This window comes from Devosia pacifica, from assembly GCF_014652635.1.
Taxonomy (GTDB): Bacteria; Pseudomonadota; Alphaproteobacteria; order Rhizobiales; family Devosiaceae; genus Devosia; species Devosia pacifica.
This window is the reverse complement of the sequence record NZ_BMZE01000001.1, coordinates 1-15,483: the sequence shown is the minus strand read 5'-3', so window position 1 is coordinate 15,483 and position 15,483 is coordinate 1. Positions and strand designations below refer to the sequence as shown.

The 15,483-nt window shown below is 58.7% G+C and carries 13 protein-coding genes and 3 pseudogenes; 6 read left to right on the top strand and 10 right to left on the bottom strand.

From position 1 onward, the window contains the following. Positions 1-68 precede the first annotated feature (68 nt). The 3 genes from IE127_RS00075 to IE127_RS00065 form a co-directional block, all read right to left on the bottom strand. On the bottom strand, positions 69-548 hold the full coding sequence (locus IE127_RS00075; protein WP_189422273.1) for a GNAT family N-acetyltransferase: 480 nt from the start codon (positions 546-548) through the stop codon (positions 69-71). Between the two features lie 611 nt (positions 549-1,159). After that, positions 1,160-3,007 (bottom strand): MFS transporter, encoded by a 1,848-nt coding sequence (locus IE127_RS00070; protein ID WP_189422271.1) that lies wholly within the window; start codon positions 3,005-3,007, stop codon positions 1,160-1,162. Positions 3,008-3,018: 11 nt separating this feature from the next. Beyond that, positions 3,019-3,531, bottom strand: coding sequence for a flavin reductase family protein (locus IE127_RS00065; protein ID WP_189422270.1), 513 nt, complete (start codon positions 3,529-3,531; stop codon positions 3,019-3,021). A gap of 110 nt (positions 3,532-3,641) precedes the next feature. On the opposite strand from IE127_RS00065, the gene IE127_RS00060 reads away from it, so the two are divergent. After that, positions 3,642-4,259, top strand: coding sequence for a PadR family transcriptional regulator (locus IE127_RS00060; RefSeq protein WP_189422268.1), 618 nt, complete (start codon positions 3,642-3,644; stop codon positions 4,257-4,259). Positions 4,260-4,262: 3 nt separating this feature from the next. On the opposite strand, the gene IE127_RS00055 is transcribed toward IE127_RS00060, so the two are convergent. From IE127_RS00055 to IE127_RS00035, 5 genes are read right to left on the bottom strand one after another with little or no spacing between them, the layout of a single operon-like run. After that, entirely contained in the window at positions 4,263-5,147 is an 885-nt protein-coding gene (locus IE127_RS00055; protein WP_189422266.1) for a ribokinase, read from the bottom strand. Then, positions 5,147-6,523 carry an NtaA/DmoA family FMN-dependent monooxygenase gene (locus tag IE127_RS00050; protein WP_189422264.1) on the bottom strand — a complete coding sequence of 459 codons (1,377 nt, stop codon included), beginning with the start codon at positions 6,521-6,523 and terminating at the stop codon, positions 5,147-5,149. The genes IE127_RS00055 and IE127_RS00050 overlap by 1 nt, the downstream gene beginning before the upstream one ends. A 56-nt stretch (positions 6,524-6,579) precedes the next feature. Next, the gene (locus IE127_RS00045) at positions 6,580-7,416 is read right to left on the bottom strand and encodes an ABC transporter permease (RefSeq protein ID WP_189422262.1); all 837 of its coding nucleotides are present in this window, start codon (positions 7,414-7,416) and stop codon (positions 6,580-6,582) included. 22 nt (positions 7,417-7,438) lie between these two features. Then, the gene (locus IE127_RS00040; protein WP_189422260.1) at positions 7,439-8,269 is read right to left on the bottom strand and encodes an ABC transporter ATP-binding protein; all 831 of its coding nucleotides are present in this window, start codon (positions 8,267-8,269) and stop codon (positions 7,439-7,441) included. A 9-nt stretch (positions 8,270-8,278) separates the two neighbouring features. Then, the gene (locus tag IE127_RS00035; protein WP_189422258.1) at positions 8,279-9,421 is read right to left on the bottom strand and encodes an ABC transporter substrate-binding protein; all 1,143 of its coding nucleotides are present in this window, start codon (positions 9,419-9,421) and stop codon (positions 8,279-8,281) included. A 541-nt stretch (positions 9,422-9,962) separates the two neighbouring features. On the opposite strand from IE127_RS00035, the pseudogene IE127_RS19880 reads away from it, so the two are divergent. Continuing rightward, positions 9,963-10,804: pseudogene (locus IE127_RS19880) on the top strand (AAC(3) family N-acetyltransferase). Here IE127_RS19880 and IE127_RS19875 read toward each other — a convergent pair. Beyond that, positions 10,709-10,993 (bottom strand): annotated as a pseudogene (locus IE127_RS19875) (ABC transporter permease subunit); the annotation flags it as partial. The pseudogenes IE127_RS19880 and IE127_RS19875 overlap by 96 nt on opposite strands. A 193-nt stretch (positions 10,994-11,186) precedes the next feature. Here IE127_RS19875 and IE127_RS00025 point away from each other — a divergent pair. Beyond that, positions 11,187-11,753, top strand: coding sequence for a type 2 periplasmic-binding domain-containing protein (locus IE127_RS00025; protein WP_189422256.1), 567 nt, complete (start codon positions 11,187-11,189; stop codon positions 11,751-11,753). Between the two features lie 973 nt (positions 11,754-12,726). Here IE127_RS00025 and IE127_RS00020 read toward each other — a convergent pair. Beyond that, positions 12,727-13,434, bottom strand: a complete 708-nt coding sequence (locus IE127_RS00020; protein WP_189422254.1) for a helix-turn-helix transcriptional regulator — start codon at positions 13,432-13,434, stop codon at positions 12,727-12,729. Between the two features lie 74 nt (positions 13,435-13,508). Here IE127_RS00020 and IE127_RS00015 point away from each other — a divergent pair, with 74 nt between their 5' ends. The 3 genes and pseudogenes from IE127_RS00015 to IE127_RS00005 all read left to right on the top strand — a co-directional run. After that, positions 13,509-13,928 carry a VOC family protein gene (locus IE127_RS00015; RefSeq protein ID WP_189422252.1) on the top strand — a complete coding sequence of 140 codons (420 nt, stop codon included), beginning with the start codon at positions 13,509-13,511 and terminating at the stop codon, positions 13,926-13,928. A 63-nt stretch (positions 13,929-13,991) separates the two neighbouring features. Continuing rightward, on the top strand, positions 13,992-14,453 hold the full coding sequence (locus tag IE127_RS00010) for a DUF1761 domain-containing protein (protein ID WP_210310388.1): 462 nt from the start codon (positions 13,992-13,994) through the stop codon (positions 14,451-14,453). 390 nt (positions 14,454-14,843) lie between these two features. After that, a pseudogene (locus IE127_RS00005) lies at positions 14,844-15,242 on the top strand (ABC transporter ATP-binding protein); the annotation flags it as partial. Positions 15,243-15,483: the final 241 nt, after the last annotated feature.

Here is a 15,483-nt window from a genome sequence, read left to right as displayed (position 1 = left end):
GATGGTCACTGGCGCTCGGAAGGACGTTGCCCGAAAACCTGCCAAAAGATCGCTCGCATAATGCGTCATTATGAAACTGCATTTGTGGAGCGAAGCAGCTTCCGCACTCGGCGCACTCGCCGCATGATCAAGTCGCTTCCAGTCACTTTCCCGGACGCCACCCTGAATTCACGCTTGCCGATCGGCGAGAAGCCAAATCGGGCATAGAAACGCTGAGCTGCCAAATTGTCTTCCCATACGTCGAGGTAGATAGCTTTTGCGTCGGCTAGTTCCAGACGGCTAATCGCGTGCTCCATAAGCAGTCGGCCGACTCCGGCATTTTGGAGCCGTGATTGAACATAGACTCTGCGAATGTCCCAAGCGTTCGACCCCTCTATGGCCGAACCTTCGTGACGCCCAAACTGCAAGAAACCGACTGCTTCGGTCTTATGGTCGGCCACAAGGACAACATCGTGTTTCAGGATTTCCTCGAAGCATGCAACCGACAAATTGCTGTTCAGATGCACAGTCGAGTTTGATGGCCCGAAGGAGTGTCCAAACGCCGCCACGTAGGTTTCAATGGCAAGACGGGAGAGAACTTCCGCTTCGTGTTTCGCTGCTGCTCAGACATTGATCATAATATAAAGGTAACATGAGGCGGCAGGCGTCGAAATTCTGCCCGAGAACTTACCCACAGCGTGGAAATCGATGCTGCCCCCAAACGAACTGGATGAGGCGGAGCTGACTATACAGGTCGCCTTGGGAAGCGAACATGGTGCAAAATTCAGGTGCGCATCTAGCCGGTGGTGTCTGCTTTCACCGCCGCAGACTAAGAGCTGCCAGTCGGTGACCCACCCCTAAAAGGCCGCTCACCATGCTGGACATTTGTAGACACAACATGCTGAGGAAGGCCGCCCGGGTGACGGGAAGATTTCGCGGCGCGTCAGAACGAGCCATTGTTTGAGCGCTGTTGTGCCGGCAGAAATGGGCCGATTGCGGACGGAGAGCTTCGATAGGGTGCTGAGGGAATCGGACATTCTGGCATGGGACGCACCTTTGCTTGAAAGGCGAGCCGACGCGATATTTCGGGCGATTAGCAGGCGATTGCAAATAGGCGCGCGCCAATAAGATGGCTAAAATTATATCAGGTAGTGACCATCCGGTCTAACTCTCTTGAGAACTATGACGGTTGGCGCTTTTGCGGCGATAGAAAACTGACAACCGCTCCGATCAGGCAGACAATGCCAATGCCGAGATACGCGCTCGTGTACTCCACGTGCAGTAGCGAGCTCTCCTGACTAGCACTTTCGGGGGCTTGGGTGGCAAGCAAGGCGGGCAGGGTCGCGAAGAACGCGAGCAGGATGGCGCCTCCGACCTGTTGGCTTGTATTGACCAAGCCGCTCGCGAGACCGCTATCCGCCTCTTCAACGTTTTCAATCGCCAGTTCCGTGCTCGCGATAAACGTTCCACCCAGACCGATCCCCACAATCAGCGTGGGAATGAGCAACGCCACAAGGAAGCCTGCCCCGGATTGTGTCTGGCTCAGCGCCAAGAGCCCAGCTGCGAGGGTCAAAAAAGAGACAGTGAGTACCAGACGCAGGCCAAAACGCCCAATCACCGAAGGGAGCAGGGCCGCAGTCGTGAGAAAGGTAATCGCGAGCGGCAACTGACGGAGCCCGGTTCCGGCAGCGGAGTAGCCCATGACCAACTGCATATGAAGCGAGAGAAAGAAAAAGATGCTCAGCGTGACTCCGCCAACAAGGAACATCGATAGATTGCCGAACGCAACGCCGGGATTGGTGAAGATGTCGAGACGTATCAGAGGATAGTGGCTGCGGCGCTCGATCATTATGAAGAGTGCGACGAGCACAACGCCTCCACCAGCGAGAGCGAGCGCAACAACATCAAACGTGCCCGTTTCTAAAGCGTGTGAAAACGCACCGACAACGGCCAGCATCCCAAGCGTCACTGTGATGGCGCCCATCGCGTCCAGCGGATTGCGCTGAAGGCTTTGCCCATTCGCGCTGACAAAACGCAACGTGCCGGCGATGACCAAAAGGCACATGGGAATATTGACGAAAAAGATCGCGCTCCAGCCAAACGCCGTCGTCAACAGGCCGCCCATCAAGGCGCCCGTGGCGCCACCCAGACCGGCCACGCCGCCCCAAACGCCGATGGCTTTGCCACGGCCATCATTGGCGGGAAAGAGCCGCATCAACAAGGCCAGCGCGGCGGGCGCTAAAAACGCTGCAGACATCCCTTGAGCCGCGCGCGCCGCCAACAAGATCTCAAAACTTGGCGCCAGTGCCGCGAGGGCCGAGGCGAGAAGAAACACGATGACGCCCATGAGGAACAGGGGTCGATGTCCATACCGATCACCCAATCGTCCGCCCAGCATTAGCAAGCCGCCAAACGGAATGACGTATGACGAGACAATCCAGGTGAGGGCTTGCGACGAGAGCAACAGGTCCTTGCCAATTGCCGGTACTGCCACATTGACGATAGACGCGTCGAGAACGATCAGGAACTGCGCCAATGTCAAAAAGGCTAGAGCAAACCAACGGCTCCGCCCCCCGCCTTGGGTTTTCTCTTGTTGCACGGCTATCTCTGTGCCGAGGTCTGGCGTGTAAGACCTCCCGCCAATTTCTGCGGGAGACTTTGCTCGCGCCAGCAGCCGGCGCGAAATCATGACGTCTCGCGCCATTTCGGCGCTAAGCGCATTGGCAGTTCTGAAGCGCCGCATGTCCCTGATACGAGCGACGATGACAAGCTCGACCTCCTGATCGTAAAGATCGTCGCCAAAATCGTGCAGATAGGCCTCGACCTGGATACGGTCGACATCGTTGAAGGTTGGGTTGTCGCCGATACTTACAGTCGCGCCAAACCAGGTGTGACCCCGCCCGACCTTGACCCAGGCCGCGTAGACCCCCTCGCGCATCGAGATTGCGCTTGCCGGCGCGAGGATATTTGCCGTCGGGAACCCCAGTTGATGCCCGCGACCATTGCCGCGTTCAACCCTACCGCGCACTTCGCCCAGGCTCACGTCGGCAGAGCAAGGTCATGGAATTGACTGAGGTAGAACACCAAGGGCACTACCTCAGGAAAATCCTCGCAGCGCTCAATCTTGAGCAGTTCGACCACGTGATCGCCGCCGTCAAAGGTTTCCCAGTAACGACATTCCAGCCACAGCGCTGCCCCCTCGATCAGAACGGCGCCTGCCTCGGTCGTACGCAAGTCGACGCCCTCAAAACGGCTGGTCGATCTCGACGACAACTGGCGGCACATGGCATTCTGGTCTTTGCTCAGAACGCTGATGCCTAGAGAAGTCGCGGATTTCAGCTTTGGCCATGTAGTCGAAGAATTGGCGATGGAGACGGCAGCCAAAGGCGGGTCGAGCGAGATCGATGTAAAGGAGTTGATCGCCATACCAACAGGCTCGCCGTCAACCATAGCACACACGGCAGTCACGCCTGTGGGATAAAGCGAAAACGCGCGGCGCAGGGTCTCAGGGGACGATGCCGCACCCAAACGATCGGCTTGAACAAGGGTCATAGGTCAGCCTGCTCCTTGAATAGTTTAGTTTTACTATTCAAGTAGTCCACGATTGCGCCGTGAGGGTCAAGGGGTCATAGTTGATTATTCAAGGTCGTGGAGATCGCCATATGTCCAATTCGTCCCGACACGCCACACGCTTGATCGTTCTGGGTGCCGTACACCAATTCCAGCCGGTTCATGGGTATTTCGTGCGTCGGGAACTCATGACATGGCATGTGGACGAATGGGCGAACATGCATGCGGGATCGATCTACAACGCGCTGCGCACGCTCAAGAAAGACGGCTATCTGCTCGAGGATGGCACCGAGACCGAGGGCAACCGCCCTGAACGCACCACTTATTCTGTCACCGAGGAAGGCGAGGTGGAGTTCCTGCGCCTGCTTCGGCAATCGATCTGGAACGTCGAACCGTTCGACACCGTCTCGGCAACCATGCTTGTCTCCTTCATGTACGCCCTCTCACGCAAGGAAATCATCTCCGCCCTCGAACACCGGCTGACCGAGATCGACGCGCGCATCAAAACCAATGGCTTCAATGTTGCGGATGTCGCGCAGTCCAAAACCACGCCGGTTTACGTGCGCGAGATATTCGAGCTCTCAAGCGCCCGCCTCCAGGGCGAGAAACAATGGACACTCACCCTGCTGGGGCGGATCAAGGATGGCGAATATTTCTTCGCCGGTGAAACGCCCAATATGCCGGACCGGCGCCATTCGACACGGCGGTAGGGCCTAGGCGCACTCACCTCCATCAATCAACTCTCGAATTGCCGCCGCGCTGAGCGACGGGTCTTGCGCCCCCATTGCAGACGCCGTAATCGCGCCCGCCGCAGAGGCCCTTTTCAGGGCTTCGTCGATCTCGAGGTTCTGCGCAATGCTGGCCGCAAAGACCCCGCAAAACGCATCGCCCGCCCCGGTCGTATCTAAGACATCGACAACGAACGCTGAAACGTCTTTGCGCCGTGCATCCAAAGACGCGCAATACGCCCCGTCCCCGCCAAGCGTCACAACGACGTGCGTGGGGCCGCGGCGCAGGACCCGTTCGAGACCTCCAAGGTCCGCAAGCTCAGTCTCATTGACGATCAAGACGTCGACCAGGGACAAAAGCGCATCACCCACCTCTGTTGCAGGGGCGGCATTTAACACCGTCGCGATGCCGCGATCACGCGCAGCGGCCAGAACGGCAGCTACCACGCCTGGGTCGATTTCCATCTGCACCAACACGACAGCGGCGTTCTCAAGGCACGCCACGGCTCTCTCAGTGCTCAGCCCGAGGTTGGCCCCGGGCACGACGACGATGGAATTCTCACCCCCCGGCAAAGCCGCAATTTGGGCGGTGCCGGAGGGCAAATTTGGATCGCTGAGCAGGTCGGCGTCGCTTAAACCCGCTGTAACGAGCGCATCGCGCAAGAACGTTCCATCCGGATCGGCTCCGACCTGCCCACAAAACCGGGTGACGGCACCGGAGCGGTGTGCGGCCACCGCCTGGTTCATGCCCTTGCCACCTGGAAAGCGGCCGACCCATTGTCCCATCACGGTCTCACCGGGTTCAGGTCGGCGCGCCAAACGCACCACGACGTCAAGATTGATGCTCCCGACAACCGCAACTTTAGTCATTATTCAGCCGCTACTATGCCGGAGTGCTCCCCGTGCTTACGATACGCTGCACCGGGATGGTCAGAGGGCAGTGTGGGCTGGCTCGACCCGATCAGCCTCTCGCGCAGCGTGCCATCGGAGTACCCCGAAGCAGCAGCACCACGCTCGCGCAGGATCGGCAGGACCTTTGTCACGAAGTCGATGGTCGTACCGGGCTGCGTGACCGGCGTGAGCAGGAACCCGTCCAGATCGGTCTGCTCGGCCAGATCGCACATTGCATCGGCAATCCTCTCGGCCGTCCCCACCACCGGGCTAGGACGTACGCCGTGTGCATGCCAGTTTTCGAGTATGTCGCCGACGGTTTTGTCCTTGAAACGCTCAAGCTGCGTTTTGGAGAGCTCGGTCTTCATTTCGCTCATCGGAGTATCGGGTGCATAGGCCGACAGATCCAAGCCGGTATACATCGCATACGAGGCCACAGTGACCTCAGGGTTTTGAGAGTCGAGGACCTCTTTGTACTTCGCCTCAGCCTCTTCCTCGGTATCGCCTACAACGCATGAGAAGGCGCTCATAAGCTTGATGGATTCAGGCGACCGGCCCGCTTTAGCCGCTTCTTCCCGGATCAGGCGCACCTGTTCTGCGAGTTTGTCGACCGGTCCGCCGCCGAGGAAGATGCACTCTCCATGCCGCCCCCCGAATTCGCGTCCTTTGGTAGACAGGCCGGCCTGAAACAATACCGGCGTGCCCTGCGGCGAATAGGAGGTATTGCCATAGCCGTTTGAGCGGAAATACGGGCCGTCATGGGTGATCCGATGAACCTTGTTCGGATCGGCGAAACGACCCTGCTTGTCGCGCTCCAGCGCGTCCGGCTCCCAAGAGCCCTCCAGCAGCTTATAGATCAGCTGCATATAGTCTTCGGCCATGTCATAGCGTTCGTCATGGTTGACCATGGGGATGCCAAATGCGGCCGTCGCCGTTTCCGCTGTTCCGGTCGTCACCACATTCCAGCCGATGCGCCCTTCCGACAGATGGTCAAGAGTAGCGACGCGCCGCGCAAAGGCGTAGGGCGGTTCTACAAGTGTGGAGCTGGTGAAGACGAGCCCGAGTTTATCGGTGCATTCCAGCAGGGCGGCAGCCACTGTCGCAGGGTCGAGCCGGGGCAAGTCCAGCGCTTCAACCGAACAAATCTCGGGGCGTTCACCATCGACTTCAGACCAGCCCCAGGCATCGGCCAAGAACAGGAAGTCGAGGGACGCGTCTTCGCAGATTTTTGCGACATTCTTCCAGTATTCCATGCGGTCAAAATGATCGCGCTTGTTGCCCTTGTGCCGCCATGTTGCCGTGCCGGAATCGTTGGCTTGGGCGTTTTCAAAAAGTCCGAGGCGAAGTTGTTTCACGGCTGTATTCCTTGTGTAGCCAATTTTGGTCGCTGCGGCGGACGGTGGCAGCGCGGTTAAGCGCCGTCCTCACTCCACCAAAGGACGTATCTGCGGATGACGGCGAGCACAGCGACCAACAGGACGCCCGTAAGGCACAAGAGTGCGATGCACGCCCAGGTGACGGGCAGGTTCGCTTGCGCGGCTGCAATCGTGAGCAGTGAGCCAAGTCCGGCCTGCTGCCCGGCGGCGGCGAACTCGGCGACGGCTGCGCCGACCACGGAAAGTGGAAAGGCAATACGCAAGCCGGCGAAGAAGAACGGCATGGAGCCGGGAAATCTCAGTTCCCTGAAAATCTCCCACCGGCTGGCATGAAGCGTTTTCAGGACATCATGCGCGCGGGCGTCGACAGACTTCAGACCGGCCAAGGAATTGACCAGCATGGGGAAAAACACGACCAGCCCGGTCACTATGTACTTGGGCGCCATGCCGAAGCCGAACGCCACCACCAGCGCCGGCGCGATGGCCACGACCGGCGTGACCATGATCGTCACCATAAGCGGCATCATCGCGCGTTCCAGGATCGGCAACTCGGCCATCAAGACCGCGAGCACGAAGCCTGCGAGGATGCCGGCCCCGGCGCCGATCGCAATCTCTTGGGCGGTGACCAGGAAGTTCTGCCAGTACATACCCGGGTTAGACACGATGTTGGAGCCAACGGCATCCAGGGTTGGCAAGACATACGGATTGCCCAGTGCCAGGAGCTGCCAGATAACGGCAACGATGGCGAAAGTGACGATGGGCGGCCCCCAGGCCGCAAGATGCGACTTTGCGCTCCTGACCCAGTTCATTGAAGCTGAGCCAGGCGCAATGACGCCAGCCGAAGCACGGCTTTGTAGTTCTGAATTGCTCATCGGATCCTCTCTGCGGGCAGGTCTAGGCGGCTTGCCCCGGTGCCATCACGGACTTGAGCGAGTTGCGGACGTATCCCTCAAGATCGCGGAAAGCGTCAGTTGCGTAGACATTCTCGTCACGGGGACGAGGCAGGTCCACGTCGATGATCTCGGCGATCCGTCCGGGATGCGCCGCCATGACCACGATCCGGTCCGACAGAATGATCGCCTCGGGAACCGAGTGCGTCACAAACATTACGGACTTACGGTTGGACTGCCAGAATTCGAGGAGGCCCATCCGCTGCTGGTCACGGTTCATTTCGTCCAGCGCCGAGAACGGCTCGTCCATGAGTAGCACCATCGGATCGAACACAAACGCGCGCGCAATCGCGACCCGCTGCTGCATCCCACCCGAGAGCTGAAATGGATACTTGTCGACGGCGTGGCCGAGACCAAATGACGATAGAATCTGACGCGGATCGCGCAGCCTCCTGTCGACATTCGCCTTGCTGTTCACCCGGATCGGCAGCGAAACATTGTCGTGCACGGTGCGCCATGGAAGAAGCGCTGGTGACTGCGGAACAAGGCCAACCGATTTATGTCGAGTTGCCGTGCGAATAGCTTCGCCGTGCACGGTCACCGTGCCGTGGTCGGCCTCGGTGAGTCCAGCAACCAGCCGCAAAAGCGTCGACTTTCCGCACCCGCTGGGGCCGATGACGGAGACGAATTCTCCTCGCTTGATCGAAAAGCTCACATCGTTGAGGACGACAAGTTTGGCCCCTTCGGGACCAAACCCTTTCGTTACGTGACTGACCTCAACGCCAACCTCTTCGCTGACCAACTGGGTGGCAGCGCTTGATATTCCAGACTGCATTTCGTCCACCTATTCGCCCGGCCAGATCAGTTCGCCGTCGCGATAGAGCGAAGAAACGAGTTCGGAATCCATCATGGTTTCCAGTGGCGGGAGCGAGGTAACGTTGCCGTAGCGCTCGACCAGATCGTATTCGGTTTCCCAGTCGGCCGGGGCGTGAACACCAACCGGCTTGTCACTGCCGCGAACCCATTCCGATTCTACGGCCCAGGTCACCTTCTGCTGCTCATGCGGAAAGGCAGCACCCTGATTGTTTTCGGCCGCAATATCGCTGACGAGGTTCACGCATTCAGTCTCGTTCTCGAGGCAATGGTGAAGGACCCGGAGAGAGGCCCGCATGAAGTCTGCAGCGACTTCACGATGGTCTCGCAGGAACTCGGAATTGACTTCCATGACATTGTATGTGCCATCCAGACCGAATTCTGCTGGGAAGAACTCACTGAAGGTGAACCCCTTCAGCCGCAGCGTTTGTGGTTGGTTGGAGGCATATCCGACAATGGCTTCGATCTGCCCGCGGGGCACGACCGTCGGATCGTAGCTGGTCATCTTGATCAGTTCGATCGAGGAGAGATCCACACCGGCTGCGTCGAGCATCGCCAATGCCATCGGGATGATGTTGATGTAGTAACCGAGACGTCTGCCTTCGAGCTCGCTCAAGCTCTCGATACTATCCTGAGCAAAGATGGAAAATGGCGACGTCGTGCCATAGGTTGCGATCGCGGTAATGTTCTCGCTGTTCGAAGCCGCCAGCATGACATCCGACGCCGACCCCAATTCGGTAAATTGGGCACGGCCAGACGCCACAAGCTGCTGGCCGTTCGCACCGCCGGCATTGATTTCGACATCAAGGCACAGGGCGTCGAAGTAGCCCATTTCCTCCGCCAAAATGACGTCCATCTGGCCGGCGCTCGCGGAATAGCCGTAACCGGCCACATAGGTGATTGTGCCCACTGACCGATTGCGCTCGCAGCGCTCTTCGGACACCAATACTTCACCTTCTGCCAGCTCGCTCCCCAGCGCCGAACCCTCAGGGCCCTCGGCTGCGTCAGCCTGAACGGGGAATGATGCGCCTGACAGCATCAGCCCCGCCGCAAGCGCCACACTTAGTAGGCTGGTCCCATACCTCCGAAAAGTCGCGCGCTTAGCTGGATTCATGATTTCCTCCCTTGCCTCATGACCTGCAAGGGGCAACGCTAATGGGGCGACTTGTATCAGTCAATCTTTATTATTCTTAGTTTAGCTAGCCGGTTCTTTTATTCCTGACCTCGGTCGCCAAGTGGGCCAGGGACATGACGCCCCTTGTGGAGAGACGGCTTCCACGAGCTTGCTAAAGCTGCGGAAAGCGGGTGTGTGGGGTAAGAGTACGAAGCGACCGTTCAACTCCGCTTTTCAAGCTTAAGACCTATGCGGAGCCGAATATGCTCCGCAATCGAACCTGCGTCGCTTGATGTCTGATCTGAAAGCTTAGTTGCCAGGACCGGCCATTTTGCTCACCACCCCAAAAATGTCGGGCCGTTATCGACCACATTTCGGCCGTTCGCTGATCAGATTACTATGCCGCAAACCTGCCATCGAATGGCAGCGACACCTTCTCTGTCTTCTATCGATAGTGGAACCGGGACTTACCAGTGGACGAAGCAAGCCTCATTGAGCGCACGAAGACTCCCGCCACAAGGGAAAGCCTACAACGCGACCTGTGGGAGTTGGGCATTCGACAAGGCGACGTGCTGCTCGTGCAAGTTCGCTTCAGTCGCTTGGCTGGGTCAGCGGAGGACCGGTCGCCGTCGTGCAGTCTTTGCTCGACGCTGTCGGGCCGGGCGGCACCATAGCCATTCCCGCCATTCCAATGGGCTTACGGATCCTGCGAACTGGGGGCAACCGCCCGTACCCCAGGCATGGGTCGAGATTATTCGTTCAACAATGCCCGCCTATGACGTTGCGATTACTCCCACTCAGGGTATGGGAGCTGTCGCCGAAGTATTCCGCAAATGGCCCAAAAGTCGGCGCAGCGCCCACCCGACTACCTCTGTGTCAGCTTGGGGCCGACACGCAGACGAAATCACTGCCCGTCACGAGTTGAGCGATCCCCTGGGACCGACATCGCCGTCGGGTGTGCTTTTTCACATAAACGCAAAAGTTGTGCTGATTGGAGTGGGCTTCAATCGATGCACAGCGCTTCACCTCGCGGAGGACATTCGCTGGCCCGACCGACCTACTGTTCGAGAAGGCGCGCCTGTTATGGTTGGTGACGAGCGGCAATGGGTAGAGTTCGAAGTGCCGATCCTTATTGACGATGATGAGTTCTTGCCTGTCGGCGATGCTGCAATTGCTGCTGGAGTGGCAACGCTTGGAGGTATCGGGCAGGCACAAAGCGTCGTCGCCAGCATGCCTGCGCTGATCCACTTCGCGGTAGCCGACTTCGGCCGAATAGAGCGTGTATGCCTCCATCGCCAGCACGTTGAACCCGCGTCCCAGGAGCCGCGGCGTACCGAAATCGGCAATCGACTGGATCAGCGCCAGCAATCCACCTGCCGATAGGGCCGGAAACACCATCGGAAACGAGATTTTGAAGACGCGTTGAACTGGGGTCAGTCCAAGGCCTTCCGCTGCCTCCTCGAGCGAGCGGTTGATGTTCGCCAGCGCGCCCGAAACCATCAGGTAGACGAACGGATAGAACTTCAAAGAGAACACGACAAGAATGCCACCGACGCCGTAGATCGGTGGCATGGTGATGCCAAAATCGCGGGCGACAACAGGCGCGCAGCGCACAGGTGGCCGCCCGTCTCTCGGCCCGTGCTCCTCTAGACGTCGATCTCGTCATCATGGCCGCTCCCGACATCGCTGTTGCGATCAGCAATGAGGGCCTGGCCGCTAATCTCGACATAGCGCCGCTCGCAATACAATCAGGCTCGGAAACATCGTGGCGCAGCGCCTTGAGCTTGCGCAGGCGCTGGAAACAAATCGCGAGCTGTTCCGGCGTGCCGGCATCGTTAATGTCGGCGTTGATGCGGTCTCTTACGCCTTGGCATCCCAGGACAGTCTGCGCTCGCCGCTATATTGGCGGCTGGCCGCCTCGTTCGGAACAGCACAGGCGCGCATCTACAACACTAGTGACGAACTCGTCGAAGCACTGCGGCGTGGAGATATAGACCTCGCCTACAATGTGCCGCTATCCGAGGCCGTTGCCGGCGCCACTGCACAGCCCTATGCCGTTGTTGTTCCGGAAGAGTATGCCCTTGGTCTTCCATGGACGGTATTCGTACCGCAAGCCGCTCGGTCGGGCGCCGCCGCCACTGTCGCCGAATATCTACTTTCCCCTTCAGGCCAGGCCGTAGTCTCGACGGTTCTTTGGGGCAATCGGCGGTCGGAGATCGTCGAGATCGAGGACCAGAAGATCGCGCTCGGCCCGGAGCTGCTCGTCTATCTCGACTCAATAAAGCGCAGCAACTTCCTCGACGCCTGGTTCGAGCTTGTGACGTCGCCTTAGGCGCTTGTGGTGCGCATCAACACGTCAGCGCGAGACCCTCTTCAGGTGCGGCCCCACCCATGGTGGGGTCGCTGATCACTAGACTTCGCTTGATTCCGCCAACTCCAGCGCGTCGTCAACATCGAAGTCCCGATATCGAACCGTATACGCGATCTTGGTATGGCCAAGCAGGATTGCAGGTACGGAGGTTGACCGTCGCCTAATAGAGGAGCGAAGCCTTGGTACGCCGGAGCGAATTCCTGCCATATTCCTCCTTACGAAGACCGATGGCGGTAACCCACTCATCCATCAATCGGGCATATTTCCTCGTGCTCAGGTGATCGTTTGGATCCACCCGGATAGGAAACGCTAAGTCCTATACCGAGCCCCCTCGTCTTTCGAGCCACGCCAGTAAACTCGTTCGGCGTCGCTCTTGATCTCGAACTGCACTGGTCGGACAGTCTCTTGTTGAACAGTAGAGACCTGATTCGCATGTCAGACCGCCCACCAGTTCGCCAATCTTGAGCTTGACAGGATCGCTACCGCGCAGCTTGCTGTCGACGGCCAGATCAAACAACGCTCTGTCGCGCATGCGCCCCTCAAAAAAAACGGATTGCCCAGATCTGCCGGACATTGAGCGCCTTGCCGGCCAGCGTTTCCTCCCCAGCCGACCTCTGGCGGCGGGGTCCTACCGTGAGATACCCATTTTCAGTCTCCTTCGGCCACTATCGGCCATCGGAGAACGATCAAGGCAAACCACTCCATGGCCGGCGTCGTTCCACAGCGCCAAAAATGTCCCCAGCCCCGCAAACCTGCTAAAGGGGGCCCTTAAGGGGCCGGGAGCGGACTGACCGTTGTGTGATCGCAAGCTCGATAAGCAGGCTTTCCTCGAAATTCCGTCGCAGAAGCACGCGAAGTTCCCAGTCCCGGGCTCAGGCGGTTATCCAGTGCTCGACGTCCGGGGGCTCCACTGCCTGGCTTGCTGCTGAATTGGTCAGATTTGCGCCGGCTCACGCGCGGCGCTGGCATCGAGTTTGGCGATATAGTCGCGCAACATGGCGGCTCGCCGGGGCCTGAAGCTTTGTGTGCCGCGACGGGCCTCACGCAGCCGGTCCAGCCGGAACATGCGATAATCGTTGCGCAGGCAGCACCAGGCAAGCGCGGTCAGCGTATGGTCCGTGTACATGATCGCCAATGGATAGATGGTGCGCGCGCTGATTGTGCCGGCAGCATCGGCATAGCCGATATCGAGCGCATATTCATGCCAGCAGGCCTCTCTGACGACATCGAGAAATGCCGGGCTTTGAATGTGCCGGTCTGGCCGATAAACGCGCGAGATGGCGTGCAGCAATTGCTGGTCACGGCCGCTGGGAAGGGTCGCGGCGACCTTTGAGAGCACCGCATCGGCGGCAACCGACATGGCCGGGTCGCGCATCGCCTTTACCTCCGACAGCCCGAGCGCGATGACCTCCATTTCCTCGCGGGTAAAGGTTTGCGGCGGCAACGCGATGTCCTCGACAAGCCGATAGCCATAGCCGCGCTCGCCATCGATCTGCGCCCCCGCGGCCCGAAGGCTGTCGATATCCCGGTAAAGCGAGCGTTGCGAGACTTCCATTGCTTCCGCCAGCCGCTCGGCGGTCAGCGGTGGCGGCATCTGCCGCATGAGCTGCAAGAGGCGGAAAAGCCGATCTGATCGGGCCAAGTTTCCAACTGTCGGAAATTGTCAGTTGGGCTGCCTTATACCGTACTCATCGTAGTTTTGAAAGGAAAACCAAAATGGCAATCCAAACCGTCGCTCATATCAACTTCAATGGCCAGGCGCGGGACGCGCTGAGCTTTTATCAAACCGTCTTCGGGGGAGACCTCGCGCTTGTCACCCATGCCCAGGCTTATGGCACGCTCGAGGCCTCGGTCGCCGACCTGGTCAGCTGGGGTCAGGTCAGTTCGCCGGAAGGCTTTTCGGTGATGGCCTTCGACGTGCCGCCCGAGCAGCCGTTCGATGCGGGCAAAAAACCGTTCTTCGTATCCGTACGTGGCGGCGATATCGACGAAATTGCGGCCTATTGGAAAAAGCTGAGCGAAGACGCAACGATCATCCAGCCTTTGGCGCAGTCCGGATGGGCCAAGCTTTACGGCATGCTCAAGGACAAATTCGGCGTGACCTGGGTGCTGGACGTGCCCGCCTACCCGGCTTGATTGCAATAGGCCCGGTTCCTGCCGGGCCGCCACTCCCCTTCGTTTTTGGAAAGATGAGACAAAATGTTCAACGTTTTCGGCCAGATCAACTGGATCGGCTTCATCGCCGCCACCATCATTTCCCAGGCTCTGGGCGCCGTCTGGTTCACCGCCCTTTTCGGCAAGGTCTATGCCAAAGCACTTGGCCGCGAGGGCAAGCCGGCAGCATTCGCTCCGATCTTCATCGTCGGTCCGCTGATCTGCAATCTCATTTTGGCGATCTCCATGGCGCAGGTGATGGCCGCCACCAGCATCGACGGCATCGGCAATGCGCTCGTTTTCGGCCTGATTGTCGGCTTCGGCTTTCTGGCAACGACGACCATCAACACCGGGATCAATCCGAACACCCCACGTCCGCTTCTTTATGGCGCCGGTGAGCGGATCCTATTTCGTGCTGGCCGGCAGCTTGATCGCCATCATCCTGGCGCTGCTCTAGAGCGCTACAGCAACAGGCGGGGTCCACCTCTTCGCTTCGAACAGGCTTAAATTAAAGACCTAGATGGAAGAAAGCACCGAAAGTCGTGGCCATACCATGTCCCCACGAGGTTCGGCGCTGTACTTGGCGCTAAGTCCTCTTCCGCGATTCAATGGCGTAGCCGAGACCTCTCGATTGGACCTCGGCATATTGGACCACCCGAGATCGAACACAAAGTTTGTTTCGCAGGCGTCGAACCAAGAAGGGGCAAGCCGACGTCGACGGGGAGCTCGCCGGCTGAGCTCGCCGTCCATCACGATGGAGCAATACTTAGTCAGCGCTCGACGCAGCCGGTCAAAGACCGGATTTGGCACCGTTGGCAAAGACCATTCATACTCAGGTTCGATCGACGGCAGAAAGACTATCGCGCCATGAACAAGGACACTCATCCGCTTTGGGCAAAGGCAAAGTTTGCCTGTATGTCCACAAAGACGGCGCGTTTCACTTTGCAGATGGAACATCTGCTGGACAGAAAACCTGGTCAGCTGTGGGGCGGCCAGCGGCAGCGCGTTGCGATTGGACGCGCAATTGTTCGCAACCCGAAGGTATTCCTGTTTGATGAGCCCCTCTCCAACCTCGACGCAGCGCTTCGGGGCGACATGAGACTGGACTTGGCGCGGCTGCATCGCGAGTTCGATACCACCATCGTCTATGTGACCCATGATTAGGTTGAGGCGATGACGCTGGCCGACAAAATCGTTGTCATGGATCATGGCGTTGTTCAGCAGGTGGGTTCACCGCTTGATCTATACCACCGGCCTGCCAACTGCTTGGTTGGTTTCATCAGCGCCCCGCGGATGATTTCGTCGACGTCATAGTCGAAGATATAAGGGGAGGTGAAGTGCGCATCTCCTCTCCTGAATTGGCGAGCACGTGGTGCCTGTGTCTTCCAGCGCGATCAAGCAGGGGGATCAGCTTTCCCTCGGTATCAGGCCGCACGACGTTGATTCCGGTGACAAGGAGATCAAAGGGACGGTGAACGTAGTCTAGCGTTTGGGGAATGAAGCGATTGTTGCAATACGTCTTGCTTCGGGCTCCGAC